General features: G+C 55.4%; 21 protein-coding genes and 5 tRNA genes. All 26 read right to left on the reverse strand.

From position 1 onward, the window contains the following. Nucleotides 1-16: 16 nt before the first annotated feature. Nucleotides 17-844 carry a 50S ribosomal protein L2 gene (gene rplB / locus M8010_RS18815; RefSeq protein WP_250094242.1) on the reverse strand — a complete coding sequence of 276 codons (828 nt, stop codon included), beginning with the start codon at nucleotides 842-844 and terminating at the stop codon, nucleotides 17-19. 17 nt (nucleotides 845-861) lie between these two features. Continuing rightward, nucleotides 862-1155, reverse strand: a complete 294-nt coding sequence (gene rplW / locus M8010_RS18820) for a 50S ribosomal protein L23 (protein WP_250094243.1) — start codon at nucleotides 1153-1155, stop codon at nucleotides 862-864. Next, the gene (rplD, locus tag M8010_RS18825) at nucleotides 1152-1757 is read right to left on the reverse strand and encodes a 50S ribosomal protein L4 (protein ID WP_250094244.1); all 606 of its coding nucleotides are present in this window, start codon (nucleotides 1755-1757) and stop codon (nucleotides 1152-1154) included. The genes rplW and rplD overlap by 4 nt, the downstream gene beginning before the upstream one ends. A gap of 11 nt (nucleotides 1758-1768) precedes the next feature. After that, a complete protein-coding gene (gene rplC / locus M8010_RS18830) occupies nucleotides 1769-2407 on the reverse strand; it encodes a 50S ribosomal protein L3 (RefSeq protein ID WP_250094245.1) in 639 nt (212 codons plus the stop codon). 73 nt (nucleotides 2408-2480) lie between these two features. After that, nucleotides 2481-2792, reverse strand: coding sequence for a 30S ribosomal protein S10 (gene rpsJ, locus M8010_RS18835; protein WP_004580743.1), 312 nt, complete (start codon nucleotides 2790-2792; stop codon nucleotides 2481-2483). Nucleotides 2793-2980: 188 nt separating this feature from the next. Next, nucleotides 2981-4177, reverse strand: coding sequence for an elongation factor Tu (gene tuf, locus M8010_RS18840; RefSeq protein WP_250094246.1), 1197 nt, complete (start codon nucleotides 4175-4177; stop codon nucleotides 2981-2983). A gap of 35 nt (nucleotides 4178-4212) precedes the next feature. Then, nucleotides 4213-6318, reverse strand: coding sequence for an elongation factor G (fusA, locus tag M8010_RS18845; RefSeq protein WP_250094247.1), 2106 nt, complete (start codon nucleotides 6316-6318; stop codon nucleotides 4213-4215). Between the two features lie 18 nt (nucleotides 6319-6336). After that, complete coding sequence (gene rpsG / locus M8010_RS18850; protein ID WP_007154020.1) at nucleotides 6337-6807, reverse strand: 30S ribosomal protein S7; 471 nt, start codon at nucleotides 6805-6807, stop codon at nucleotides 6337-6339. A 113-nt stretch (nucleotides 6808-6920) separates the two neighbouring features. After that, nucleotides 6921-7295: a 30S ribosomal protein S12 gene (gene rpsL / locus M8010_RS18855; RefSeq protein WP_007154021.1), complete on the reverse strand. Its 375-nt coding sequence runs from the start codon at nucleotides 7293-7295 to the stop codon at nucleotides 6921-6923. 168 nt (nucleotides 7296-7463) lie between these two features. Next, nucleotides 7464-11678 carry a DNA-directed RNA polymerase subunit beta' gene (gene rpoC / locus M8010_RS18860; RefSeq protein WP_250094248.1) on the reverse strand — a complete coding sequence of 1405 codons (4215 nt, stop codon included), beginning with the start codon at nucleotides 11676-11678 and terminating at the stop codon, nucleotides 7464-7466. A 77-nt stretch (nucleotides 11679-11755) separates the two neighbouring features. Further along, nucleotides 11756-15832 carry a DNA-directed RNA polymerase subunit beta gene (gene rpoB / locus M8010_RS18865; RefSeq protein WP_250094249.1) on the reverse strand — a complete coding sequence of 1359 codons (4077 nt, stop codon included), beginning with the start codon at nucleotides 15830-15832 and terminating at the stop codon, nucleotides 11756-11758. Between the two features lie 242 nt (nucleotides 15833-16074). Next, nucleotides 16075-16452 (reverse strand): 50S ribosomal protein L7/L12, encoded by a 378-nt coding sequence (gene rplL, locus M8010_RS18870; RefSeq protein ID WP_250094250.1) that lies wholly within the window; start codon nucleotides 16450-16452, stop codon nucleotides 16075-16077. A 39-nt stretch (nucleotides 16453-16491) separates the two neighbouring features. Then, nucleotides 16492-17022 (reverse strand): 50S ribosomal protein L10, encoded by a 531-nt coding sequence (gene rplJ / locus M8010_RS18875; RefSeq protein ID WP_027830874.1) that lies wholly within the window; start codon nucleotides 17020-17022, stop codon nucleotides 16492-16494. Nucleotides 17023-17232: 210 nt separating this feature from the next. After that, on the reverse strand, nucleotides 17233-17931 hold the full coding sequence (rplA, locus tag M8010_RS18880; protein WP_250094251.1) for a 50S ribosomal protein L1: 699 nt from the start codon (nucleotides 17929-17931) through the stop codon (nucleotides 17233-17235). Between the two features lies 1 nt (nucleotide 17932). Further along, a complete protein-coding gene (gene rplK / locus M8010_RS18885) occupies nucleotides 17933-18364 on the reverse strand; it encodes a 50S ribosomal protein L11 (protein WP_169450052.1) in 432 nt (143 codons plus the stop codon). A gap of 120 nt (nucleotides 18365-18484) precedes the next feature. Then, a complete protein-coding gene (nusG, locus tag M8010_RS18890) occupies nucleotides 18485-19018 on the reverse strand; it encodes a transcription termination/antitermination protein NusG (protein WP_250094252.1) in 534 nt (177 codons plus the stop codon). A 12-nt stretch (nucleotides 19019-19030) separates the two neighbouring features. Further along, complete coding sequence (gene secE, locus M8010_RS18895) at nucleotides 19031-19399, reverse strand: preprotein translocase subunit SecE (RefSeq protein WP_250094253.1); 369 nt, start codon at nucleotides 19397-19399, stop codon at nucleotides 19031-19033. Between the two features lie 33 nt (nucleotides 19400-19432). Continuing rightward, nucleotides 19433-19508: transfer RNA gene (locus tag M8010_RS18900), tRNA-Trp, on the reverse strand. A gap of 53 nt (nucleotides 19509-19561) precedes the next feature. Continuing rightward, the gene (gene tuf, locus M8010_RS18905; protein ID WP_250094246.1) at nucleotides 19562-20758 is read right to left on the reverse strand and encodes an elongation factor Tu; all 1197 of its coding nucleotides are present in this window, start codon (nucleotides 20756-20758) and stop codon (nucleotides 19562-19564) included. A gap of 50 nt (nucleotides 20759-20808) precedes the next feature. Then, a tRNA-Thr gene (locus tag M8010_RS18910) sits at nucleotides 20809-20884 on the reverse strand. A gap of 21 nt (nucleotides 20885-20905) precedes the next feature. Next, nucleotides 20906-20980: transfer RNA gene (locus M8010_RS18915), tRNA-Gly, on the reverse strand. A 10-nt stretch (nucleotides 20981-20990) separates the two neighbouring features. Continuing rightward, nucleotides 20991-21074 (reverse strand) — tRNA-Tyr (locus M8010_RS18920). Between the two features lie 41 nt (nucleotides 21075-21115). Beyond that, nucleotides 21116-21191, reverse strand: a tRNA-Thr gene (locus M8010_RS18925). A 31-nt stretch (nucleotides 21192-21222) separates the two neighbouring features. Beyond that, entirely contained in the window at nucleotides 21223-21717 is a 495-nt protein-coding gene (locus tag M8010_RS18930; RefSeq protein ID WP_250094254.1) for a hypothetical protein, read from the reverse strand. 227 nt (nucleotides 21718-21944) lie between these two features. Further along, nucleotides 21945-22682, reverse strand: a complete 738-nt coding sequence (locus tag M8010_RS18935) for a type III pantothenate kinase (RefSeq protein ID WP_250094255.1) — start codon at nucleotides 22680-22682, stop codon at nucleotides 21945-21947. After that, nucleotides 22679-23647, reverse strand: a complete 969-nt coding sequence (locus tag M8010_RS18940) for a biotin--[acetyl-CoA-carboxylase] ligase (RefSeq protein WP_250094256.1) — start codon at nucleotides 23645-23647, stop codon at nucleotides 22679-22681. The genes M8010_RS18935 and M8010_RS18940 overlap by 4 nt, the downstream gene beginning before the upstream one ends. Nucleotides 23648-23860 lie beyond the last annotated feature (213 nt).

The raw sequence follows: 23860 nt of genomic DNA on the forward strand, positions 1-23860 counted from the left end.
ACCTCTATGTAGTCGTTTACTTGGCTGAACGACGACGTACTATCATCTTGTCAGTACGTTTGTTCTTACGAGTTTTATGTCCTTTGGTCGGAACACCCCACGGAGTAACCGGGTGACGCCCGCCAGAGGTACGCCCTTCACCACCACCATGTGGGTGGTCAACTGGGTTCATAGCAACACCACGTACTGTTGGACGTTTACCGCGCCAACGTGATGCACCCGCTTTGCCAAGTTGCTTGAGACTGTGTTCGCTATTGGACACTTCGCCCAATGTCGCACGACAGTCAACAAGCACCTTACGCATTTCACCTGAACGCAGGCGGATGGTGGCATAAGCCCCTTCCCGAGCAACCAGCTGTACGGATGCGCCCGCAGAGCGAGCCAGCTGAGCACCTTTGCCAGGCTTGATTTCGACGCAGTGAATCACGGAACCGACCGGAATGTTCCGGAGCGGAAGCGTGCTTCCTACTTTAATCGGCGCGTCGATGCCGGAGCGCACAGGATCACCAATCTGCATGCCTTTGGGAGCGATAATGTAACGACGCTCGCCATCAGCGTACTTGACCAATGCAATGTGCGCAGAGCGGTTAGGATCATATTCCAGGCGTTCAATGACCGCCGGAATACCATCTTTGGTCCGCTTAAAGTCGATGACACGGTAGTGCTTTTTGTGACCACCACCAATATGACGGGTGGTGATTCGACCAACATTGTTGCGACCACCCGATTTATTCAGTGTTTCTACCAACGGCTCGTAAGGGCGCCCCTTGTGAAGATCAGGGTTAAAGAGCTTAACAACGTGACGGCGGCCGGCAGATGTTGGCTTGGTTTTGACGATCGGCATTTTACGACCCCTTTACCTTATTCCACATCCAGAAAATCAATGTCCTGACCGTCCGCAAGCTTTACATAAGCCTTACGAATGTCAGAACGCTTGCCGAAGCCGCGAACGGTACGCTTTAGCTTACCCTTACGGTTCAGAACCTGAACACCTTCGACGGTGACGTTGAACAGCTGCTCAACGGCTTTCTTGATCTCGGGCTTAGTTGCGTCAGGGGCAACACGAAATACCACCTGACCGCTTTCCGCTACCAGAGAAGCTTTCTCTGATACGTGGGGCCCAAGAAGAACCTTGTAAATACGTTCCTGATTCATCCCAGCATCTCCTCGATTTTCTTCAGAGCGGGAACAGTCACAACGACCGTCTCGAAGGCAACCAGGCTAACCGGATCCAGACCAGCAATGTCACGCACGTCGACGTGCGGAATGTTGCGCGAGGCCAGATGCAGATTCTGCTCGACATTCTCGGAGAGAATCAGCGCGTTGGTCACACCGATGTCCTTCAGCTTGGCGCTAAACGCCTTGGTCTTGGGGCTGTCAACATTCATGTCGTCAACAACGACCAGACGCTCCTGGCGAACCAGCTCTGAAAAAATGGAGCGCATCGCTGCGCGGTACATCTTGCGGTTAACTTTCTGCTCAAAGCCACGGGGCTTGGCAGCAAAGGTAACACCACCGGAGCGCCAGATCGGGCTGCGGATAGTACCGGCACGGGCACGACCAGTGCCCTTCTGGCGCCATGGCTTCTTGCCACCACCAGCGACTTCGGAACGCGTCTTTTGAGCCTTGGTTCCCTGGCGGGCGCCTGCCATATAAGCAGTAACCACCTGGTGAACCAGCGACTCGTTAAAATCTTTGGCAAATGCAGCGTCGGAAACAGAGATTCCCTGGCCGCTACCTGTAATTGTCAATTCCATCGCACCGCTCCTCAGGCTTTAACTGCAGGCTTGATGACAACATTTCCGCCGGTCGCGCCCGGAACGGCACCACGAATCAGCAGAAGGTTGCGCTCGGCGTCGACACGGACGACTTGCAGGTTCTGCACGGTCACCTGCGCATTGCCCATCTGGCCCGCCATCTTTTTGCCCTTGAATACCTTGCCCGGAGTCTGGTTCTGACCGATAGAACCCGGAGCACGATGAGAAAGGGAGTTACCGTGTGTGGCGTCCTGCATGGAGAAGTTCCAGCGCTTAACACCGCCCTGGAAACCTTTACCCTTGGACTGACCAACAGCATCAACGACCTGACCATCTTCAAAGATAGAAGCGGTAATCTCACCGCCTGCAGTCAGCTCTTCGCCTTCACCGTCGGCGAGGCGGAATTCCCACAGACCACGACCTGCCTCTACTCCGGCTTTCGCATAATGGCCCGCTTCGCTTTTGGTCACACGAGAGGAACGACGCTTTCCAACGGTTACCTGAACCGCACGATAGCCGTCGTTTTCAAGAGTTTTCAGTTGGGTAATGCGGTTGGGTTCAACCTCAATTACCGTCACGGGCAGCGCCTGCCCGTCTTCCGTAAAAATACGGGTCATACCGGCCTTACGACCGACAATTCCAATTGCCATGTTTCACCTCTTAAGTGTACGGGGCTCTCACCCTCTATGGCCTTATGACAGTTACACAGACTAACGCAGAGCGTTAGCCGAGGCTGATCTGAACGTCTACACCTGCTGCCAGATCCAGCTTCATCAAAGCATCTACTGTCTTTTCCGTCGGCTCGACGATATCCAGCAGACGCTTGTGTGTACGAATCTCGTACTGATCGCGCGCGTCTTTGTTGACGTGCGGAGAAATCAGCACGGTGTACTTTTCCTTCCGCGTCGGCAGAGGGATTGGCCCACGCACTTGAGCGCCGGTCCGCTTTGCGGTATCGACAATCTCCTGCGTTGACTGGTCGATCAGGCGGTAATCAAACGCCTTCAACCGGATTCGAATTTTTTGGCTTTGCATGATGCACCCAAACTCCACTCGTAGCAGCTACTAGTTAGCCGACCTTCAAAAAAAGGAGCCGCATTGTATGCATAATACCCAGCAGTGTCAACTGCGTTCAGCAGCGACTCCGCCAGGTCTGGTTGTGCGGCTGAAACAGAAAAAGGGGCTGAGTTTCAGCCCCTTTTTCCTCAGACCATTCGAGTCATTTACTCGATGATCTTTGAGACCACACCGGCACCAACGGTACGGCCACCTTCACGAATCGCGAAGCGCAGGCCATCTTCCATGGCGATCGGGTTGATCAGGGTAACACTCATCTTCACGTTGTCACCCGGCATTACCATCTCCACACCTTCCGGCAGCTCACAGGAACCTGTGACGTCGGTGGTACGGAAGTAGAACTGCGGGCGGTAGCCCTTGAAGAACGGCGTATGACGACCACCTTCTTCTTTGCTCAGTATGTAAACTTCGCACTCGAACTTGGTGTGCGGCTTGATCGAGCCCGGTACACACAGAACCTGACCACGCTCAACGTCGTCACGCTTGGTACCACGCAGCAGAACACCGACGTTCTCACCAGCACGGCCTTCGTCCAGCAACTTGCGGAACATCTCAACACCGGTACAAACGGTCTTGACGGTATCCTTGATACCGACGATTTCCACTTCGTCACCAACCTTGATGATGCCACGCTCTACACGACCGGTCACAACGGTACCACGACCAGAGATGGAGAACACGTCCTCAATCGGCATCAGGAACGGCTGATCAACCGCACGCTCCGGCTCGGGCAGGTACTCGTCCAGGGCCTCTACCAGCTTCTTAACAGCCGTAGTACCCATTTCGTTGTCATCCTTGCCTTCCAGCGCCATCAGCGCGGAGCCAGTGATGATCGGTGTGTCGTCACCCGGGAAATCGTACTGCTCAAGCAGTTCACGAACTTCCATCTCGACCAGCTCAAGCAGCTCTTCGTCATCGACCATGTCCGCTTTGTTCAGGAACACAACGATGTACGGTACGCCAACCTGGCGGGACAGCAGGATGTGCTCGCGAGTCTGCGGCATGGGGCCGTCAGCTGCGGAGCAAACCAGAATAGCACCGTCCATCTGCGCCGCACCTGTGATCATGTTCTTCACATAGTCAGCGTGGCCCGGGCAGTCTACGTGGGCGTAATGACGGTTCGGGGAATCATACTCAACGTGAGACGTTGCGATCGTGATACCACGAGCCTTCTCTTCCGGCGCGTTATCGATAGAATCGAATGCACTGGCACTGCCAGTTCCCCACACTTCGTGACACACACGAGTCAGTGCGGCTGTCAGAGTGGTCTTGCCATGGTCTACGTGACCAATGGTGCCCACGTTCAAGTGCGGCTTGTTACGCTCAAATTTTGCTTTAGACACGGTTACACCTCTTCCTGTTTCTTAAGTCCTGGGGATCAACCCTTTTTAATGATCGCTTCGGCAATGTTCGAAGGAGCTTCCATATAGCGGGAGAACTCCATCGCATAAGACGCCCGACCCTGCGTTGCTGAACGCAGATCGGTGGCGTAACCGAACATCTCCGACAACGGAACTTCAGCGCGAATTGTCTTACCCGCCGGGGTATCTTCCATACCCTGCACGAGCCCACGACGGCGGTTCAGGTCGCCTACAACGTCACCCATGTATTCTTCAGGGGTGGCAACTTCAACTCTCATCAGCGGCTCAAGAAGTGCCGGACTGGCTTCAAGAGCGCCCTTCTTCATGGCCATCGAGCCGGCAACCTTGAACGCCATCTCGTTGGAGTCAACGTCGTGATAGGAACCATCGTACAGCGTGGCCTTGATCCGCAGCAGCGGATAACCCGCCAGACAACCATTCTGCATCTGCTCAGCGATACCCTGCTGAACCGCCGGGATGTATTCCTTGGGAACCACACCACCAACGATCTCGTTGACAAAAATGAAGTTTTCACCTTCTTCGTCATCCAGCGGCAGAGGCTCAAGCTTGATCTTGACGTGACCATACTGACCGCGACCACCAGACTGACGTACAAACTTGCCTTCCACATCAACCGGCTTGCGGATGCACTCACGATAAGCAACCTGAGGCTTACCAATATTGGCCTCTACCTTGAACTCGCGACGCATACGGTCGACGATGATGTCCAGGTGAAGCTCACCCATACCGGAAATGATGGTCTGGCCTGACTCTTCGTCTGTACGGACCTGGAAAGAGGGGTCTTCCTGAGCCAGCTTGCCAAGCGCAACACCCATTTTCTCCTGGTCAGCTTTCGACTTCGGCTCGACCGCTACCGAAATAACCGGATCCGGGAATTCCATGCGCTCAAGAATAATCTTGTGGTTCTCGTCGCACAGGGTGTCACCAGTAGTGACACTCTTGAGGCCGATTGCCGCAGCGATGTCACCAGCAAGAACTTCCTTGATTTCCTGACGCTCTTTGGAGTGCATCTGAACCATGCGGCCGACACGCTCTTTCTTACTCTTTACGGAGTTGTAAACAGCGTTTCCGGACTCAAGCCTACCCGAGTAAACGCGGAAGAACGTCAACGTACCCACGAACGGGTCGGTCGCAATTTTAAATGCGAGTGCCGAGAACGGCGCATCATCGTCAGCCTGACGGGTTTCCTCGGTGCCATCCTCATCGACTTCACCGCGAATCGCCTTGACTTCGTCCGGCGCCGGCAGAAACTCAATGACGGAATCCAGAACTGCCTGAACACCCTTGTTCTTGAAGGCTGAACCGCAGGTCGCAACAACAATCTCGTTGGCCAGGGTGCGCATCCGAAGACCTTTCTTGATGTCCTCGATGTTGAGCTCGCCTTCTTCGAGGTAGCGTTCCATCAGCTCTTCATTGGCCTCGGCCGCCGCTTCCATCATTTCTTCGCGATACTTTGCGACTTCGTCTGCCATCTCGGCCGGAACGTCACGCTGGTCATAGGTTGCACCTGCATCATCTTCGTTCCAGTAAATCGCCTTGTTACGAATCAGGTCGATCACACCTGCGAACTGGTCTTCAGCACCAATCGGCAATTGAACCGGTACGCAGTTTGCGCCCAGACGCTTCTTGATCTGCTCTACGACTCGCAGGAAGTTCGCACCGGCACGGTCCATCTTGTTGACAAAGACAATGCGAGGCACTTCGTACTTGTTGGCCTGACGCCAAACAGTCTCGGACTGCGGCTCAACACCAGAGGAACCACAGAACACCACAACAGCACCGTCGAGCACACGCAATGAACGCTCTACCTCGATGGTAAAGTCAACGTGTCCCGGGGTATCGATGATGTTGATACGGTGCTCAGGATACTGCTTGTCCATGCCCTGCCAGAAACAGGTTGTTGCAGCAGAAGTGATGGTGATGCCACGCTCCTGCTCCTGCTCCATCCAGTCCATGGTAGCCGCACCATCGTGAACTTCACCGATCTTGTGGGAAATGCCTGTATAAAACAGGACCCGCTCGGTGGTCGTGGTTTTGCCCGCATCAACGTGCGCACAAATACCAATGTTTCTGTATCTTTTAATCGGAGTCTTGCGTGCCACTGTATAAACCTCGGCTGATTAGAAACGGAAGTGAGAGAACGCCTTGTTGGCTTCTGCCATGCGATGAACGTCTTCGCGCTTCTTAACAGCGGAGCCTTTGCTATCAGCGGCATCCAGGATTTCACCTGCCAGACGCTGAGCCATGGACTTTTCACCACGTTTCCGTGAATATTCTACGAGCCAGCGCATTGCCAGCGCGTTCTGACGGGAAGGCCTAACTTCAACAGGCACCTGGTAAGTAGCACCACCCACACGACGGGACTTGACCTCTACCATCGGCTGGATGTTCTCCAGGGCCTTCTCGAACATGTCGATCGGCTCTTCCTTTGATTTGTCGGCAACGATATCGAGCGCGCCATAAACAATGCGCTCTGCAACAGCTTTCTTGCCACTTTCCATCACGTGATTGATGAACTTGGCCAGCCGTGCACTGCCGAATTTGGGATCCGGGATAATTTCCCGTTTTGCTGCAACTCTTCTTCTAGGCATCGATAAGCCCTTATCTAATTAAAGGTCTTCAGGAACCCCTGAGATAGCATCAGCTACTCAGCCTTACTCTTACCGTTCTTCGTAGCAACGATAAAAGATACCCGCGTGGGACATCAGGACTTGGGTCGTTTTGCACCGTACTTGGAGCGGCCCTGTTTACGGTTCTGTACACCCTGGGTGTCCAGCGTTCCGCGAACAGTGTGATAGCGCACACCCGGAAGGTCTTTAACGCGACCGCCACGGATCAGCACAACACTGTGCTCCTGAAGGTTGTGACCTTCACCACCAATGTAAGAGGAAACCTCGTAACCGTTGGTCAGACGAACACGGCACACTTTACGCAGTGCTGAGTTCGGCTTCTTCGGCGTTGTGGTGTATACACGAGTACACACACCACGGCGCTGAGGACATGCCTGAAGAGCAGGAACGTCGCTCTTGGCTGCCTTGCGTTTACGAGGCTTACGCACCAACTGATTAATCGTTGCCATGTAAGCAAACTCCAAAAAACCGTATCAATGAAACTTACCCCCGGCAGGCGGGGGTAAAATTTGAGGGTCGCAAGTGTAAGCCCACGCCCCCGAACAGTCAAGATGACTGATCTCTTTTTAACCACCCGCGGCGTACGTAACTACCGGCGGGTGGCTTTGCCTGTCAGCTCAGCTTTCGCGGTTAAGCTCGGCGCTCAGGGCTTCTTCGACATCCGCCGCAGTAACACCCTGCTCTTCCAACTCACGCTTGCGCTTACGCTCTGCGTGGTACGCAAGGCCGGTACCCGCCGGAATCAGGCGACCAACCACTACGTTTTCCTTCAGGCCGCGGAGGTAATCCCGCTTGCCGGTGACGGCGCCTTCGGTAAGAACCCGCGTGGTTTCCTGGAACGATGCCGCAGAAATGAACGACTCCGTCGCCAGAGAGGCCTTGGTAATACCCAGCAGCAGACGATCGCACTTCGCTGGCTCCTTGTCGGCAGCCTCTGCTTTTTCGTTCTCTTCCATGAACTGGGTAATCTCGACCTGATCACCAGCCAGCAGGTTGGTATCTCCAGCGTCAGTAATCTCGACCTTACGCAACATCTGACGAACAATGACTTCGATGTGCTTGTCGTTGATTACTACGCCCTGCAGGCGGTAGACGTCCTGGATTTCGTTGGTAATGTACTTCGCCAACGCCACCACACCCAGCAGGCGCAGAATATCGTGGGGGTTGGACGGGCCATCAGAGATAACCTCACCCTTTTCGACCGTCTCACCCTCAAACACGTTCATCTGGCGATGCTTCGGGATCAGAACCTCATACGGATCTGCATCCTTCGGGGTAATAACCAGGCGCTTCTTGCCCTTGGTTTCCTTGCCGAACGAGACCACACCACTGACTTCCGCCAGGATGGACGACTCCTTCGGGCGACGGGCCTCGAACAGGTCGGCGACCCGCGGCAAGCCACCAGTGATATCCCGCGTTTTTGAGCTTTCCTGAGGGATACGTGCAACCACGTCGCCCAATTCAACCTTGGCGCCGTTGGCCATGGTGACCAGCGCATTGGCCGGCAGGAAGAAGATAGCGGTACCACCACCCGGCAGTTGAACCTCTTCGCCCTTGTCATCGACCAACTGGATAGCCGGGCGGATGTCCTTGCCAGCCGCCGGACGTTCCTTCGCGTCGATAACCTCCATGGTGGACAGGCCGGTCAATTCGTCAGTCTGGGTGCGGACAGTAATGCCCTGGTCCATATGTACGAACTTGGCGGTGCCTTCCGCTTCCGCAATGATCGGGTGTGTATGCGGATCCCACTTGGCAACCACGACGCCCGCTTCAACGGTATCACCGTGTTTAACGGACAGTACGGCACCGTAGGACAGCTTATACCACTCGCGCTCACGGCCCTGGTCATCGGCGATGGCCAACGCAGAGGAACGTGAAACCACTACCTGTGAACCATCGCTTTTCTCGATGGACTTCAGGTTATGCAAGCGAACCTTACCGCCATGCTTGACCTGAATATTGTCAACCGCAGATGCCCGGCTGGCTGCACCACCGATGTGGAACGTCCGCATGGTGAGCTGGGTTCCCGGCTCGCCGATGGACTGTGCCCCAATAACACCGACAGCCTCGCCTACGTTGACCTCGTGGCCACGGGCAAGATCCCGACCGTAGCACTTGGAGCAGATACCGTGGCGAGTCTCACAAGTGATTGCTGAGCGAACCCAGACTTCATCCACACCAGCGCGCTCAAGCGATTCAACGGATTTCTCGTCCAGCAGAACGCCGGCCTCGACAACCGCGTTGTCCTTATCGGTGGGCGTGAACGCAGCGCGTGCAGTTACACGGCCAAGAACACGATCACCCAGCGGCACAACCACGTCGCCACCTTCGATGTGCGGTGTCATCAGCAGGCCTTCCTCGGTTCCACAGTCTGTTTCTGTGACTACGAGGTCCTGGGACACATCGACCAGGCGGCGAGTCAGGTAACCGGAGTTCGCTGTCTTCAGGGCGGTATCCGCCAGACCCTTACGGGCACCGTGGGTGGAGATGAAGTACTGGAGTACGTTCAGACCTTCACGGAAGTTCGCGGTAATCGGGGTTTCAATGATCGAGCCATCCGGCTTCGCCATCAGACCACGCATACCCGCCAACTGACGGATCTGGGCGGGGGAGCCCCGGGCACCGGAGTCAGCCATCATGTAAACGGAGTTGAAGGACTCCTGCATGAGGTCCTCACCGTTCTCGCCCTTCACAGCCTTGCCGTCAGGACCGATGACCTGTTCCTGGGAAAGCCGATCCATCATCGCCTTGGACACTTTGTCGTTGGCACGGGACCAGATATCGATGACCTTATTGTACTTCTCGCCCTGGGTCAGCAGACCGGACGCATACTGGGTCTCGATATCTTTCACTTCCTCGGAAGCGGCATCCACCAACTCGTACTTCTCCGGCGGAATCTCGAAATCGTTAAAGCCGATTGAGATACCGGAAACCGTTGCGTAGTGGTAACCCATATACATGAGCTGGTCGGCAAAGATAACAGTATCTTTCAGACCGGCGTCACGGTAACAGGTGTTAATCAGGTTGGAGATCGCCTTTTTGACCATCGGCTTGTTGACGATTTCATAGGACAAGCCTTCAGGCACAATATCAAACAGCAGAGCGCGGCCTACCGTGGTATCCACGATACGCATTTCTTCCACACGCTCGCCGTTATCATCATAGGTCACCTGCTTCACGCGAACTTTCACTATCGCCTGAAGATCAACCTTACCAGCACCGTACGCACGATGTGCTTCTTTGACGTCTGCGAACACCATGCCTTCGCCGAGAGCACTCTTACGCTCCCGGGTCATGTAATACAGACCCAGAACAACGTCCTGGGAAGGCACGATGATGGGCTCGCCGTTAGCCGGCGACAGCACGTTGTTGGTCGACATCATCAGCGCACGGGCTTCGAGCTGGGCTTCCAGGGTCAACGGTACGTGTACCGCCATCTGGTCACCGTCGAAGTCAGCGTTGTAGGCGGCACACACTAGCGGGTGCAGCTGGATCGCTTTGCCTTCGATCAGAACCGGCTCGAACGCCTGAATACCTAGACGGTGCAGAGTCGGCGCGCGGTTCAGCATGATCGGATGCTCGCGGATGACTTCGTCCAGGATATCCCAGACCACGCCTTCCTCGCGCTCGACCATCTTCTTGGCGGCCTTGATAGTGGTCGCCAGGCCACGATGTTCCAGCTTGGAGAAAATAAACGGCTTGAACAGCTCCAGCGCCATCTTCTTGGGAAGACCGCACTGGTGCAGGCGCAGGTATGGACCAACCACGATCACTGAACGGCCGGAGTAGTCCACCCGCTTACCGAGCAGGTTCTGACGGAAACGACCCTGCTTGCCCTTGATCATGTCGGCGAGGGACTTCAGCGGACGCTTGTTGGTACCGGTGATGGCACGACCACGACGGCCGTTATCCAACAACGCGTCCACGGCTTCCTGCAGCATCCGCTTCTCGTTGCGCACGATAATGTCGGGAGCGTTCAGCTCCAGCAGGCGCTTGAGACGGTTGTTACGGTTGATAACCCGGCGATACAGATCGTTCAGGTCGGACGTGGCAAACCGGCCACCGTCCAGCGGAACCAGAGGACGCAGATCTGGCGGCAGAACCGGCAGTACGCTCATGACCATGTCGCCGGGCTTATTGCCGGAGTACAGGAAGGCCTCAAGAATCTTCAGACGCTTGCTGAACTTCTTAATCTTGGTTTCGGAGTTGGTCTGGGGAATCTCTTCCCGCAGAGCTTCAACTTCGGCCTGCAGATCAATACCTTCCAGAAGTTCCTGAACGGCTTCAGCACCCATGCGGGCGTCAAACTCGTCACCGAACTCCTCCAGGGCTTCGTAATACTGCTCGTCGTTCAGCAGTTGCCCTTTCTCCAGGGTTGTCATCCCCGGCTCGATCACAATGAACGATTCGAAATACAGCACCCGCTCGATATCGCGCAGGGTCATGTCCAGCATCAGGCCGATGCGGGACGGCAGTGATTTCAGGAACCAGATGTGGGCGACCGGGCTCGCAAGCTCGATGTGCCCCATGCGCTCACGACGCACGCTGGCCAGTGCCACTTCAACCCCACACTTCTCGCAGATAACACCACGGTGCTTGAGGCGCTTGTACTTGCCACAAAGGCACTCGTAATCCTTGATCGGGCCGAAGATCTTGGCACAGAAAAGACCGTCACGCTCTGGCTTGAACGTACGGTAATTAATGGTCTCAGGCTTTTTGACCTCACCAAAAGACCATGAACGAATCATGTCAGGCGACGCCAACCCAATGCGGATGGCGTCAAATTCCTGCTTCTGGTTCTGGTTTTTGAGAAGATTCAGCAAATCTTTCATCAGTAACAGCTCCGGATGGCGTTATTCTCGGGCGGGTACCGACCGGTACCCGCTCACGCTGCCAAAAACAATTCGGCTCAGTCGGATTCCAGCTCGATGTCGATACCCAGCGAGCGGATTTCCTTGACCAGAACATTGAAGGACTCGGGCATGCCCGGCTCCATACGATGATCGCCATCGACAATGTTCTTGTACATCTTGGTCCGACCATTTACATCATCAGACTTCACGGTGAGCATTTCCTGCAACGTATACGCTGCACCGTAAGCCTCGAGGGCCCACACTTCCATCTCACCGAAGCGCTGGCCACCGAACTGTGCCTTACCACCCAGCGGCTGCTGGGTAACCAGGCTATACGAACCGGTGGAACGAGCGTGCATCTTGTCGTCGATCAGGTGGTTCAGCTTGAGGATGTACATGTAGCCAACCGTTACCGGACGGTCAAACTCATCACCGGTACGGCCATCGTACAGCACAGTCTGGCCAGTAGTGCTCAGACCGGCCAGCTCAAGCATCCGCTTGACCTCTGCTTCCTTGGCACCGTCGAATACCGGCGTTGCCATGGGAACACCCGCGCGCAGGTTATTGCCGAGCGCAAGGATCTCTTTATCACTCAACGAATCCAGGTCCACGTGGGTGACCTCGTCAGAGTGGTTGTAGATCTCATCAAGCAATTTGCGCAGGTCAGCAACCTTACGTTGCTCATCAAGCATCCTGCCGATTCGTTCGCCCAGCCCTTTGGCAGCGGCACCCAGGTGAGTTTCAAGCACCTGTCCAACGTTCATCCGCGAAGGAACACCCAGTGGGTTCAGCACAACATCGACCGTGTTGCCATACTCGTCATAGGGCATGTCCTCAATCGGCATAACCGAGGAGATAACACCCTTGTTACCATGACGACCGGCCATCTTGTCACCCGGCTGAATGCGACGCTTGATCGCCAGGTATACCTTGACGATCTTGAGGACGCCCGGCGCAAGGTCATCACCCTGCTGAAGCTTGCCTCTCTTGTCTTCAAAGCGCGCTTCGTGGTCTTTTTTGCGATCCTCCAGACCCTGCTCTGACTTCTCCAGCAGTTCGTTCAGCGCCTCGTCTTTCATGCGCAGCTTGAACCAGTCGTTACGTGGCAACTCCGCCAGATAAGACTCATCAAGCTTGGCACCTTTTTTCAGGCCCGGGCCGCTGATTACTTCCTGCCCCTTCAGAGCACTGGTCAGGCGTTCAAAAGTGGCACCTTCGACGATGCGATACTCATCCTTCAGGTCCTTGCGATACTCGTCGAGCTGCTCTTTCTCGATGGAAAGAGCACGGGTATCTTTCTCGATCCCGTCGCGAGTGAATACCTGAACGTCAATGACGGTGCCGCGGGTGCCGGTGGAAACCCGTGAGGATGTATCTTTTACATCCGACGCCTTCTCACCGAAGATGGCACGCAGGAGTTTTTCCTCTGGCGTCAGCTGGGTCTCGCCCTTCGGCGTTACTTTGCCGACCAGGATGTCACCAGGGCCGACTTCGGCACCGATATAGACAATACCGGACTCGTCCAGCTTGGACAGCGCGCTCTCACCAACGTTCGGTATGTCCGCGGTGATTTCTTCGCTACCCAGCTTGGTATCCCGGGCCACACAGGTCAGTTCCTGGATGTGGATGGTGGTCAGGCGATCTTCCTGAACCACTTTCTCGGAAATAAGGACGGAGTCCTCAAAGTTGTAGCCGTTCCAGGGCATAAACGCGATGCGCATATTCTGCCCCAGCGCCAGCTCACCCAGATCCACAGAGGGACCATCAGCAAGCACGTCACCCCGGGCGATTTCGTCGCCCTGGCCAACAATTGAGCGCTGATTGATACAGGTGTTCTGGTTTGAGCGGGTGTACTTGGTGAGGTTGTAGATATCCACACCTGCGTCACCGGCTTCAGTCTCGTCGTCGTTGACACGCACCACAATGCGGGCCGCGTCGACACTTTCGATCACACCACCACGACGGGCCGTTACGCAGACACCAGAGTCCTGGGCCACGGTACGTTCAACACCGGTACCAACCAAGGGCACCTCTGAACGCAGGGTCGGGACCGCCTGTCGCTGCATGTTTGAGCCCATCAGGGCACGGTTGGCATCGTCGTGCTCCAGGAACGGAATCAGAGAGGCCGCAACCGACACAACCTGGCGCGGTGAAACGTCCATGAAATTAACGTTTTCCGGCGGCGTTACCGTGAATTCGTTCTGATGGCGAACGGTAACCAGCTCGTCGGAAAGACGGTTATTTTCATCCGTTGCCGCACTGGCCTGGGCAATGATGTAATTGCTCTCTTCGATAGCAGAGAGGTACACCACTTCGTCCGTTACCAGACCGTCCACAACCTTCCTGTACGGACTCTCAAGGAAACCGTAGGAGTTGGAGCGGGCATAGGTTGCCAGCGAGTTGATCAGACCGATGTTCGGGCCTTCCGGGGTTTCGATGGGACACACACGACCGTAGTGGGTCGGGTGTACGTCACGAACCTCGAAACCGGCACGCTCACGGGTCAGACCACCAGGGCCGAGAGCCGAAATGCGGCGCTTGTGAGTCACTTCCGACAGCGGGTTGTTCTGGTCCATAAACTGTGACAGCTGGCTGGAACCGAAGAACTCTTTCACCGCCGCAGCAACCGGCTTGGCATTGATCAGGTCCTGAGGCATCAGGCCTTCGCTTTCGGCCAGGCTCAGACGTTCGCGGACCGCACGCTCAACACGCACCAGCCCAACACGGAACTGGTTCTCCGCCATTTCACCCACACAACGAACGCGACGGTTGCCCAGGTTATCAATGTCGTCGACATTGCCCTGACCGTTACGGATATCGATCAGTGTCTTGAGGACGTCGATGATGTCATCATGAGTCAGCGTGCCTTCACCGGTGCTTTCTTCACGGCGCAGGCGACGGTTCAGCTTCATGCGACCAACAGAGGACAGGTCATACCGCTCTTCCGAAAAGAACAGGTTGTTGAACAGGTTCTCTGCTGACTCCTTGGTGGGAGGCTCGCCGGGGCGCATCATACGGTAGATTTCGACCAGCGCTTCAAGCGGTGTGCGAGTCGGGTCGATGCGCAATGTGTCCGACATGAACGGACCACAATCCAGATCGTTGGTGTACAGGGTTTCGATGTCTGTAACGCCAGCATCCAGTATCTTGGTAACAACTTCTTCAGTCAGCTCGGTATTACACTCGACCAGGACTTCTCCGGACTTGGTATCTACCATGTCCTTCGACAGCACACGGCCATAGAGATACTCCGTCGGAACTTCCAGCTCAGTCAGGCCTGCCTTCTCAAGCTGCTTGATGTGACGGGCGGTAATCCGGCGACCTTCTTCGACGATGACTGCGCCCTTCTTGTCCTTGATATCGAACGTTGCGATATCACCGCGCAGCCGACTCGGGACCAGCTCCAGCTTGCACACTTCGGCGCCGATGCTGAACTTACTGGTATCGAAGAACATTTCCAGTACCTGCTCGGAGTTGTACCCCAGAGCACGCAGGAGGATGGACGCAGGCAGTTTCCGGCGACGGTCTATACGAACAAAGACCGAGTCTTTGGCGTCGAACTCGAAGTCCAGCCAGGAACCACGGTAAGGAATTACCCGCGCCGAATACAGCAGCTTGCCTGACGAGTGGGTTTTGCCCTTGTCATGATCGAAGAACACACCCGGTGAACGGTGGAGCTGGGAAACGATAACCCGCTCGGTACCGTTGATAACGAAGGTACCGTTCTCGGTCATCAGGGGCATTTCGCCCATGTAGACTTCCTGCTCTTTAATATCCTTGATCGCCTTGTTGGACGATTCCTTATCATAAATGATAAGTCTTACTTTAACCCGCAGCGGTGCTGCGTAGGTTACGCCCCTAAGCTGGCATTCCTTGACGTCAAATACCGGCTCGCCGATGCGGTAACTCACGTATTCGAGTGCGGCGTTGCCAGAATAACTGACAATCGGGAATACGGATTTGAATGCTGCGTGGAGACCGGTTTCCCGACGATTTTCGGGTGCGGCTTCACTTTGGAGGAAGTCCCGGAACGAATCCAGCTGTATAGACAGCAAATAGGGAACATCCATCACGGACGGCAATTTACTAAAATCTTTGCGAATCCGCTTTTTCTCAGTATAGGAGTAAGTCATCTGCATTCCCCAGCTTTAGACCTGATACCTGGTATCAAGAAGCAACCATTTTCATGCTTCGGGGCCGAATTGCTCGGCTTACTGCGCCGTCTTGAACAAGACTCTTGCTGTAGGTTATAGATTCTGACAGCACCACAAGATCGGCGTTCAGAGTCTATAGCATATACAACAGAAAAAGGCCGGTGGCACACGGCCACCAGCCCGTCCATGCTTAACGCACGGTTTCGATCAACAGCCAACTCTTACTTAAGCTCAACAGAAGCGCCTGCTTCCTCAAGCTTCTTCTTGGCAGCTTCAGCGTCGTCTTTGCTAGCAGCTTCCTTAACAACGGAAGGAGCGCTGTCGACCATTTCCTTGGCTTCTTTCAGACCCAGGCCAGTCAGTTCACGAACGGCCTTGATAACGTTTACTTTCTTCTCACCAGGACCGGTAAGAACAACGTCAAACTCGGTCTGCTCTTCAGCAGCGGCAGCTTCGCCACCGGCAGCGGCAGGAGCGGCAGCTACGGCAGCAGCCGCAGATACACCGAATTTCTCTTCCATTGCTTCAACCAGCGCAACAACATCCATTACGCTCATTTCAGCAATTGCATTCAAAATGTCTTCGTTAGACAGAGCCATGACTTTCTCCCAAAAATATAAAAATGGTGTTCAACAGAATCAAGCAGCTTCTTGCTTCTGGTCTCGAACTGCCGCTACAGCACGGGTCACTTTTGTCGGTACTTCGTTCAGTGTCCGCGCCAGCTTGGTGATTGGTGCCTGTGTTACTGCGGCCAGCATCGTCAACGCCTCATGGCGTGTCGGCAGCTTGGCAAGGCGATCAATCTGGTCTGCACCCATCAGCTCACCGCCGACGGCCAGGCCCTTGATCTCGAATGCCTCTTTCTCTTTGGCAAAATCCTTCAGCAGGCGTGCAGCCGCACCCGGATCTTCCATTGAGAACGCCAGAATTGTAGGGCCGACCAATGCCTCATCAATGCACTCGAACTCAGTACCGCGGATAGCGATCTTCGCCAGGTTGTTACGAACAACCTTCAGAAGAACGTTCTCGGCGCGGGCCTTCGCTCGCAGAGCCGTCATGTCACCGGAAGTGACACCACGGTAGTCAGCCATAACAACAGACAGAGCACCACCGGCAGTCTCGTTGACTTCAGCGACGATCGCTTTCTTGTCTTCGAGTCTAATTGCCACTGGATTTCTCCTCGATTTCGCCGGGGATATCCCGGCAAACCCACATTACCCCTCGCGGGGCTCCTAACGGTGTTTGGGTTCAGAGAGAACGTCTTCACACCGTCTGCGCAGGCGTTGCTTTAACCCGTATAGCCAGAAGGCTTCAGGGGCCTGCGGTCTTTGACAGCCTTGGCTTCCGCCCAGACTACAAAGTAACTACCGCCCAGCTGCTCAGATACTGAGAGCGCTCTGGTCGATAGTCAGACCAGGACCCATCGTCGACGACAGGGTTACCTTTTTAAGGTAAACACCTTTCGAAGAAGACGGCTTGGCCTTTTTCAGGTCTGCAATCAGAGCTTCAAGGTTTTCCTTGATGTTCTGCGCAGAAAATTCCACGTTACCCATCGGCGCATGGATGATACCGTTTTTGTCTGTGCGATAACGCACCTGACCTGCCTTGGCGTTCTTTACGGCAGTCTCAACGTCCGGGGTAACAGTGCCGACTTTCGGGTTCGGCATCAGGCCGCGGGGACCAAGGATTTGGCCCAGCTGACCAACAACACGCATGGCATCCGGAGTGGCGATCACCACATCGAAATCCATGTTGCCTTTTTTGACTTCTTCCGCCAGATCATCCATACCGACGATATCAGCACCGGCAGCGGTTGCCTTCTCAGCGTTAGCACCCTGGGTGAACACTGCAACACGAACCGTTTTGCCAGTACCGTGAGGCAGAACAGTGCTGCTACGCACTACCTGATCGGATTTACGTGCATCTACGCCGAGGTTTACGGCTACATCCACGGATTCCTTGAACTTGACGGTCCCGCCCAGTTCAACAAGCAGTGCTACCGCCTCGTCGACCGAGTAGGCGCGAGCGGAATCAACTTTTTCACGAATCAGCTTCTGACGCTTGCTAAGCTTTGCCATGTTACAGGCCCTCCACGTTCAGGCCCATGCTACGGGCAGTTCCGGCAATGGTCCTTACCGCAGCATCCATGTCGGCTGCAGTCAGGTCCGGCTCTTTGGTTCTGGCAATTTCTTCCAGTTGGTCACGGGTAACAGTACCGACTTTCTCGGTATTCGGGCGACCAGAGCCACTCTTGATGCCGGCTGCTTTTTTCAGCAGCACCGGAGCCGGCGGAGTCTTGGTAATAAAGGTAAAGCTGCGATCACTGTATACGGTGATAACCGTAGGGATCGGCAGACCTGGCTCCATATCCTGGGTCTGGGCGTTAAACGCCTTACAGAACTCCATGATGTTTACGCCGCGTTGACCCAGCGCAGGACCAACGGGGGGACTCGGGTTGGCCTTTCCGGCAGCAACCTGAAGCTTGATATACGCGTCAATCTTCTTAGCCATGAATTTTCTCCTGTGGGTGCAAACGCCTTTCGGCTCCCCGGTTTTTTTCAACTGCCAGTAGCAGACACAAAAAGCCCGCGTCGCCACAGCGCGCGAGCCTTCAGCATGTGAGACCGCCGATCAGTCTTTTTCGACCTGCCCGAACTCCAGCTCTACCGGAGTTGAACGGCCGAAAATCAAAACGGCAACCTTGACCCGACTCTTGTCGTAGTCGACTTCTTCAACAACGCCATTGAAGTCAGCAAACGGACCTTCAGTGACCCGCACAATTTCACCCGGCTCAAACAGTGTCTTGGGCTTGGGCTGATCCGCACCGCTTTCAACGCGACGAAGAATTGCCTCTGCCTCTTTTTCTGTTATCGGAGCCGGCTTGTCCTTGGTTCCACCAATGAAACCAAGCACCTTCGGCGTGTTCTTGACCAGGTGCCAGGTGGCGTCGTCCATTTCCATCTGCACCAGAACGTACCCGGGGTAAAACTTGCGCTCGCTCTTGCGCTTTTTCCCGTCACGCATTTCAACGACTTCTTCTGTCGGCACAAGAACTTCGCCGAACCTGTCTTCCATGCCATTAAGAGCAATGCGCTCTCCGAGAGTGCGCATAACCTGCTTCTCAAAGCCGGAATACGCATGAACGACGTACCAGCGCTTAGCCATTGCCCACTCCTGTTACCCGATAACTCCGGAGACCAGCCAACTGATCAACGAATCCATACCCCACAACATCAACGCCACAACCAACACAAACACAACAACGATGGCTGTGGTCTGGATCAGCTCCGGCCTTGTGGGCCATACGACCTTCCGGATTTCAACTCTGGCTTCCTTGAGCAGGGCCGCAAAACGGCTACCACGCTCGGTTTGGAGCGCCACAAACGCAGCGACCAGAGCAAGAGCTACGAGAGCCAGCACCCGATACAGCAGTGACTCGGCACTAAAATACTGATTGCCGACGACACCGACGGCAATCAGGACAAACACAACCAGCCACTTTACTGCATCGAAGCCACTGGTTGAACGATCGGCTTTTGACTCCATAGGAATCAGCTTATGTATCCGGATGTTAAAAAATGGCAGGCCAGGAGGGAATCGAACCCCCAACCTGCGGTTTTGGAGACCGCTGCTCTGCCAATTGAGCTACTGGCCTGCACCGAAACAACTCAGCGCACTTACTTCGAGTTCTTACTCAAAAAAGAGCAATTACTCGATGATCTTTGAGACCACACCGGCACCAACGGTACGGCCACCTTCACGAATCGCGAAGCGCAGGCCATCTTCCATGGCGATCGGGTTGATCAGGGTAACACTCATCTTCACGTTGTCACCCGGCATTACCATCTCCACACCTTCCGGCAGCTCACAGGAACCTGTGACGTCGGTGGTACGGAAGTAGAACTGCGGGCGGTAGCCCTTGAAGAACGGCGTATGACGACCACCTTCTTCTTTGCTCAGTATGTAAACTTCGCACTCGAACTTGGTGTGCGGCTTGATCGAGCCCGGTACACACAGAACCTGACCACGCTCAACGTCGTCACGCTTGGTACCACGCAGCAGAACACCGACGTTCTCACCAGCACGGCCTTCGTCCAGCAACTTGCGGAACATCTCAACACCGGTACAAACGGTCTTGACGGTATCCTTGATACCGACGATTTCCACTTCGTCACCAACCTTGATGATGCCACGCTCTACACGACCGGTCACAACGGTACCACGACCAGAGATGGAGAACACGTCCTCAATCGGCATCAGGAACGGCTGATCAACCGCACGCTCCGGCTCGGGCAGGTACTCGTCCAGGGCCTCTACCAGCTTCTTAACAGCCGTAGTACCCATTTCGTTGTCATCCTTGCCTTCCAGCGCCATCAGCGCGGAGCCAGTGATGATCGGTGTGTCGTCACCCGGGAAGTCGTACTGCTCAAGCAGTTCACGAACTTCCATCTCGACCAGCTCAAGCAGCTCTTCGTCATCGACCATGTCCGCTTTGTTCAGGAACACAACGATGTACGGTACGCCAACCTGGCGGGACAGCAGGATGTGCTCGCGAGTCTGCGGCATGGGGCCGTCAGCTGCGGAGCAAACCAGAATAGCACCGTCCATCTGCGCCGCACCTGTGATCATGTTCTTCACATAGTCAGCGTGGCCCGGGCAGTCTACGTGGGCGTAATGACGGTTCGGGGAATCATACTCAACGTGAGACGTTGCGATCGTGATACCACGAGCCTTCTCTTCCGGCGCGTTATCGATAGAATCGAATGCACTGGCACTGCCAGTTCCCCACACTTCGTGACACACACGAGTCAGTGCGGCTGTCAGAGTGGTCTTGCCATGGTCTACGTGACCAATGGTGCCCACGTTCAAGTGCGGCTTGTTACGCTCAAATTTTGCTTTAGACATTCGACCTATCTCCCTAATCAACCAGATCGTGACGTTGACCGGACAAATAATGGAGCTCATGACCGGAATTGAACCGGTGACCTCATCCTTACCAAGGATGTGCTCTACCGACTGAGCTACATGAGCGCTTTCAACACAACTTCAAAATGGAGCGGGCAGCGGGAATCGAACCCGCGTCATCAGCTTGGAAGGCTGAGGTAATAGCCACTATACGATGCCCGCGAGCAATAAGTGGTGGAGGGGGCAGGATTCGAACCTGCGAAGCTTTCGCGTCAGATTTACAGTCTGATCCCTTTGGCCACTCGGGAACCCCTCCGAGTCAGTCTCGCCAACGGCGAAACTGATTAAAACAAAAAGTGGAGCTGGCGGACGGAATCGAACCCCCGACCTGCTGATTACAAGTCAGCTGCTCTACCAACTGAGCTACGCCAGCTCACATTCGCCTCTTCAGCGAGGGCGGTATACTACGGATTTTCAGGAGCTGTTGCAACACCTTCGCAAGGTTTGATTTCGACCAGATCAAAATTGCTTGCGTAATCCGATTCTGCCGCTTCGACCGAGCCGGAATCCGGCACCAGTTCATCCTCGAAAACGAGCGCGTAGCTTATCTGATTCCGGGGGAAGTTGGCCAGTATTGCATTGAGATTCTGACGTTTTTTTTCTTCCAGCACTGCTTCGGCTGCCTGTTTCGACTCGAAAAGCCCCAGCGAGATGGCATTTCTGTTTTCACCTCGGCGGATAAGGTAGGAATCAATGCCCCGGCGCTGAAGATCACGAAACAACGCCAGCGCCCTGCCCTCCGGCTGCGGGGGGACAATCACCCAGTGCAACGGCGATAATTCCCGCTCCTCTTCCCGGATTTCATAGGCGGTGCCGGGGCTGCCGAGGGACTGATAGGCAGCGCGCGCGGCATTAGCCGAGTCGAACCACCCCAGGCGAATACAATATTCTTGAGGCACAGAATCTGCCGGGATCATAACAGGTTGTATTGATTCCGACGGCTGGGGCGGTTCCGTCGATCGCTCCGGTAAGCGCTGTTCAGCATCTGTAGGGGAGCTTGTTTTGAGATCTGCCACCCGAGGCAGAACCTGTCGCTCGGACACAACGGAGACCCGCTTCGGAACGAAACTATCCCCATAAAACCAGAGCACGCCGTTCGCCAACACCAGAGCAAGCGCCAGCCACCTCATTCCGGCTCCCACCCTTCGTCAACGGCCGCGAGGCCGTTCAACACCAGATAAGGATCGTGGGCGGCGGAAAGCCCGGCTACCATCAACCCTGAAGCATCACCACCGGTCACCACAACCTGATCAAGCCCCAAAGCACTGCAGTCCTGGTGTATTCGTTTGACCATCGCTTCCCGGAGCCATACCAGTCCATGCTGAACGCACTCTGTCGTTGAGGCACCCGGGCTGCCATATTCAGCGTCCAGGCTGTCGAACCCGATCCGGGCGGCATCCTGCTTGAGGGAACGAAGCATCATTTGCTTCCCCGGCAGAATATAGCCCCCGAGATGCGCACCGGACCTTGCGACATAGTCAACGGTAATAGCACTACCGGCGTCCACAACCGCGAAACCGCCCGCACCTGTTACCCGCCATGCACCGCACATGGCGTGCCAGCGATCAGCCCCCATCCGCCGCACATCACCATAAGCATTGATCAGTTTTCCGCGACGACTTTCAGCCCAATGGAAGGTCACGGGCGCACTGCACGTATCTTCGAGGCCAACCTGCAGCTGTTGACGCCCGGCCTCTGATATCACGGTCGATACGGCGATGTCCTCGATTGAATCTGCCCAGGGCTCCCAATCGTGAGAACCTCCGTTCTCGCTCAGGGTTGCATACCCCTTTCGCACCAACTCTCCGTGAGCACGTAGCTGCCATTTTATCCGGGTGTTTCCGGCATCGATCAGCAGCTTCACGACTGTACCCGCAGGCTTATTTCACCGGCACGAACCTTGACCAGCTCCCCGCCATCGGCGATGAGGTAGTTGCCGGCGTCGTCAATACCATGACCAGTTCCTGAAAGCTCCCCCTGAGTGGCCGCCAGTTCTTTTCCGGAAAAAATGTCACGGCTCTGCCAGCGCTCCCTGAACGTGCCGAATCCCTTCTCGGTAAACTCATCCACTGCCCCCAGAACAGATGTGATGACGGATGCCGCAAGGTCATTCCGGCACCAGCGGCGCTCAGGTACAGCCCGGGCGAGGCTACTCCAGGCCTGGTCGACCTCTGCCGCGTCAGTCATGTGCACATTCATGCCAATACCGGCCACCACCTGTACAACGCCCTCTTCAAGCTCCCCCTGAAGTTCAACGAGAATACCGGAAAGTTTACTGCCTCCCACGAAAATATCATTGGGCCATTTAAGGCCGACCTCAGCCACACCCTGGTGCTCCAGTGCTTCAGCCACAGCCACACCCAGCACCAGGCTCAACCCGTCTAGCATGGCAAAGCTTCCGCGAAAGGTCAGGCCCATACTCAGATAAAGGTTCTGGCCACGGGGACTTTGCCAGGGCCGGCCACGCCTGCCTCGGCCTGCAGTCTGGCAATCTGCGATACAAACGGGAATCTGTGTCGTTCCGGATTCGCGGCGTCGGCGCACGATTTCGGCATTGGTGGAGTCTACCTCGTCCAGAACCGTCAGCTCGATGGCAGAACGATGAGGCACCCCAAGACCCTGCAGGATCTGATGCTGATCGAGCAGGTCCACCTCGGTCAGCAGACGATAGCCCTTGCCGCGGATGGTTTCTATTCGGATACCCTCGTCCATCGCCCGGCGAATCTGCTTCCAGATTGCCGTGCGGCTGATACTGAGCTTGGCGGCAAGCGACTCACCGGAATGAATCTTCCCGTCTGCCAGGAGGCCAAGGAGTGCTCTGGATTTCATGTAGGCATGCCCGCGTGATTGAATAGGAACAGGGCGGGATTAAACAACACGTGGAACAAAAAGACAAAGGGCGAGACCTCTGAAGGACTTTTCACCCGCCAATAAAAAACCCCGGCAGCGTTTGCTGACGGGGTTTTTCGGTATTAAGAGCCTGACGATGACCTACTCTCACATGGGCAGAAGCCACACTACCATCGGCGCTGGTCTGTTTCA

This window comes from Marinobacter sp. ATCH36 (assembly GCF_023555055.1).
Classification (GTDB): Bacteria; Pseudomonadota; Gammaproteobacteria; order Pseudomonadales; family Oleiphilaceae; genus Marinobacter.

Excerpts from the sequence above, each read along its gene's own strand:
- rplC (WP_250094245.1), bottom strand. The coding sequence starts at position 2,407 with ATGGCAATTGGAATTGTCGGTCGTAAGGCCGGTATGACCCGTATTTTT.
- rplD (WP_250094244.1), bottom strand. The coding sequence starts at position 1,757 with ATGGAATTGACAATTACAGGTAGCGGCCAGGGAATCTCTGTTTCCGAC.
- rpoB (WP_250094249.1), bottom strand. The coding sequence starts at position 15,832 with ATGACTTACTCCTATACTGAGAAAAAGCGGATTCGCAAAGATTTTAGT.
- rplW (WP_250094243.1), bottom strand. The coding sequence starts at position 1,155 with ATGAATCAGGAACGTATTTACAAGGTTCTTCTTGGGCCCCACGTATCA.
- rplK (WP_169450052.1), bottom strand. The coding sequence starts at position 18,364 with ATGGCTAAGAAGATTGACGCGTATATCAAGCTTCAGGTTGCTGCCGGA.
- rpoC (WP_250094248.1), bottom strand. The coding sequence starts at position 11,678 with ATGAAAGATTTGCTGAATCTTCTCAAAAACCAGAACCAGAAGCAGGAA.
- rplL (WP_250094250.1), bottom strand. The coding sequence starts at position 16,452 with ATGGCTCTGTCTAACGAAGACATTTTGAATGCAATTGCTGAAATGAGC.
- rpsL (WP_007154021.1), bottom strand. The coding sequence starts at position 7,295 with ATGGCAACGATTAATCAGTTGGTGCGTAAGCCTCGTAAACGCAAGGCA.
- rpsG (WP_007154020.1), bottom strand. The coding sequence starts at position 6,807 with ATGCCTAGAAGAAGAGTTGCAGCAAAACGGGAAATTATCCCGGATCCC.
- M8010_RS18940 (WP_250094256.1), bottom strand. The coding sequence starts at position 23,647 with ATGAAATCCAGAGCACTCCTTGGCCTCCTGGCAGACGGGAAGATTCAT.
- rplB (WP_250094242.1), bottom strand. The coding sequence starts at position 844 with ATGCCGATCGTCAAAACCAAGCCAACATCTGCCGGCCGCCGTCACGTT.
- nusG (WP_250094252.1), bottom strand. The coding sequence starts at position 19,018 with ATGGCTAAGCGCTGGTACGTCGTTCATGCGTATTCCGGCTTTGAGAAG.
- rplA (WP_250094251.1), bottom strand. The coding sequence starts at position 17,931 with ATGGCAAAGCTTAGCAAGCGTCAGAAGCTGATTCGTGAAAAAGTTGAT.
- tuf (WP_250094246.1), bottom strand. The coding sequence starts at position 20,758 with ATGTCTAAAGCAAAATTTGAGCGTAACAAGCCGCACTTGAACGTGGGC.
- rpsJ (WP_004580743.1), bottom strand. The coding sequence starts at position 2,792 with ATGCAAAGCCAAAAAATTCGAATCCGGTTGAAGGCGTTTGATTACCGC.
- secE (WP_250094253.1), bottom strand. The coding sequence starts at position 19,399 with ATGGAGTCAAAAGCCGATCGTTCAACCAGTGGCTTCGATGCAGTAAAG.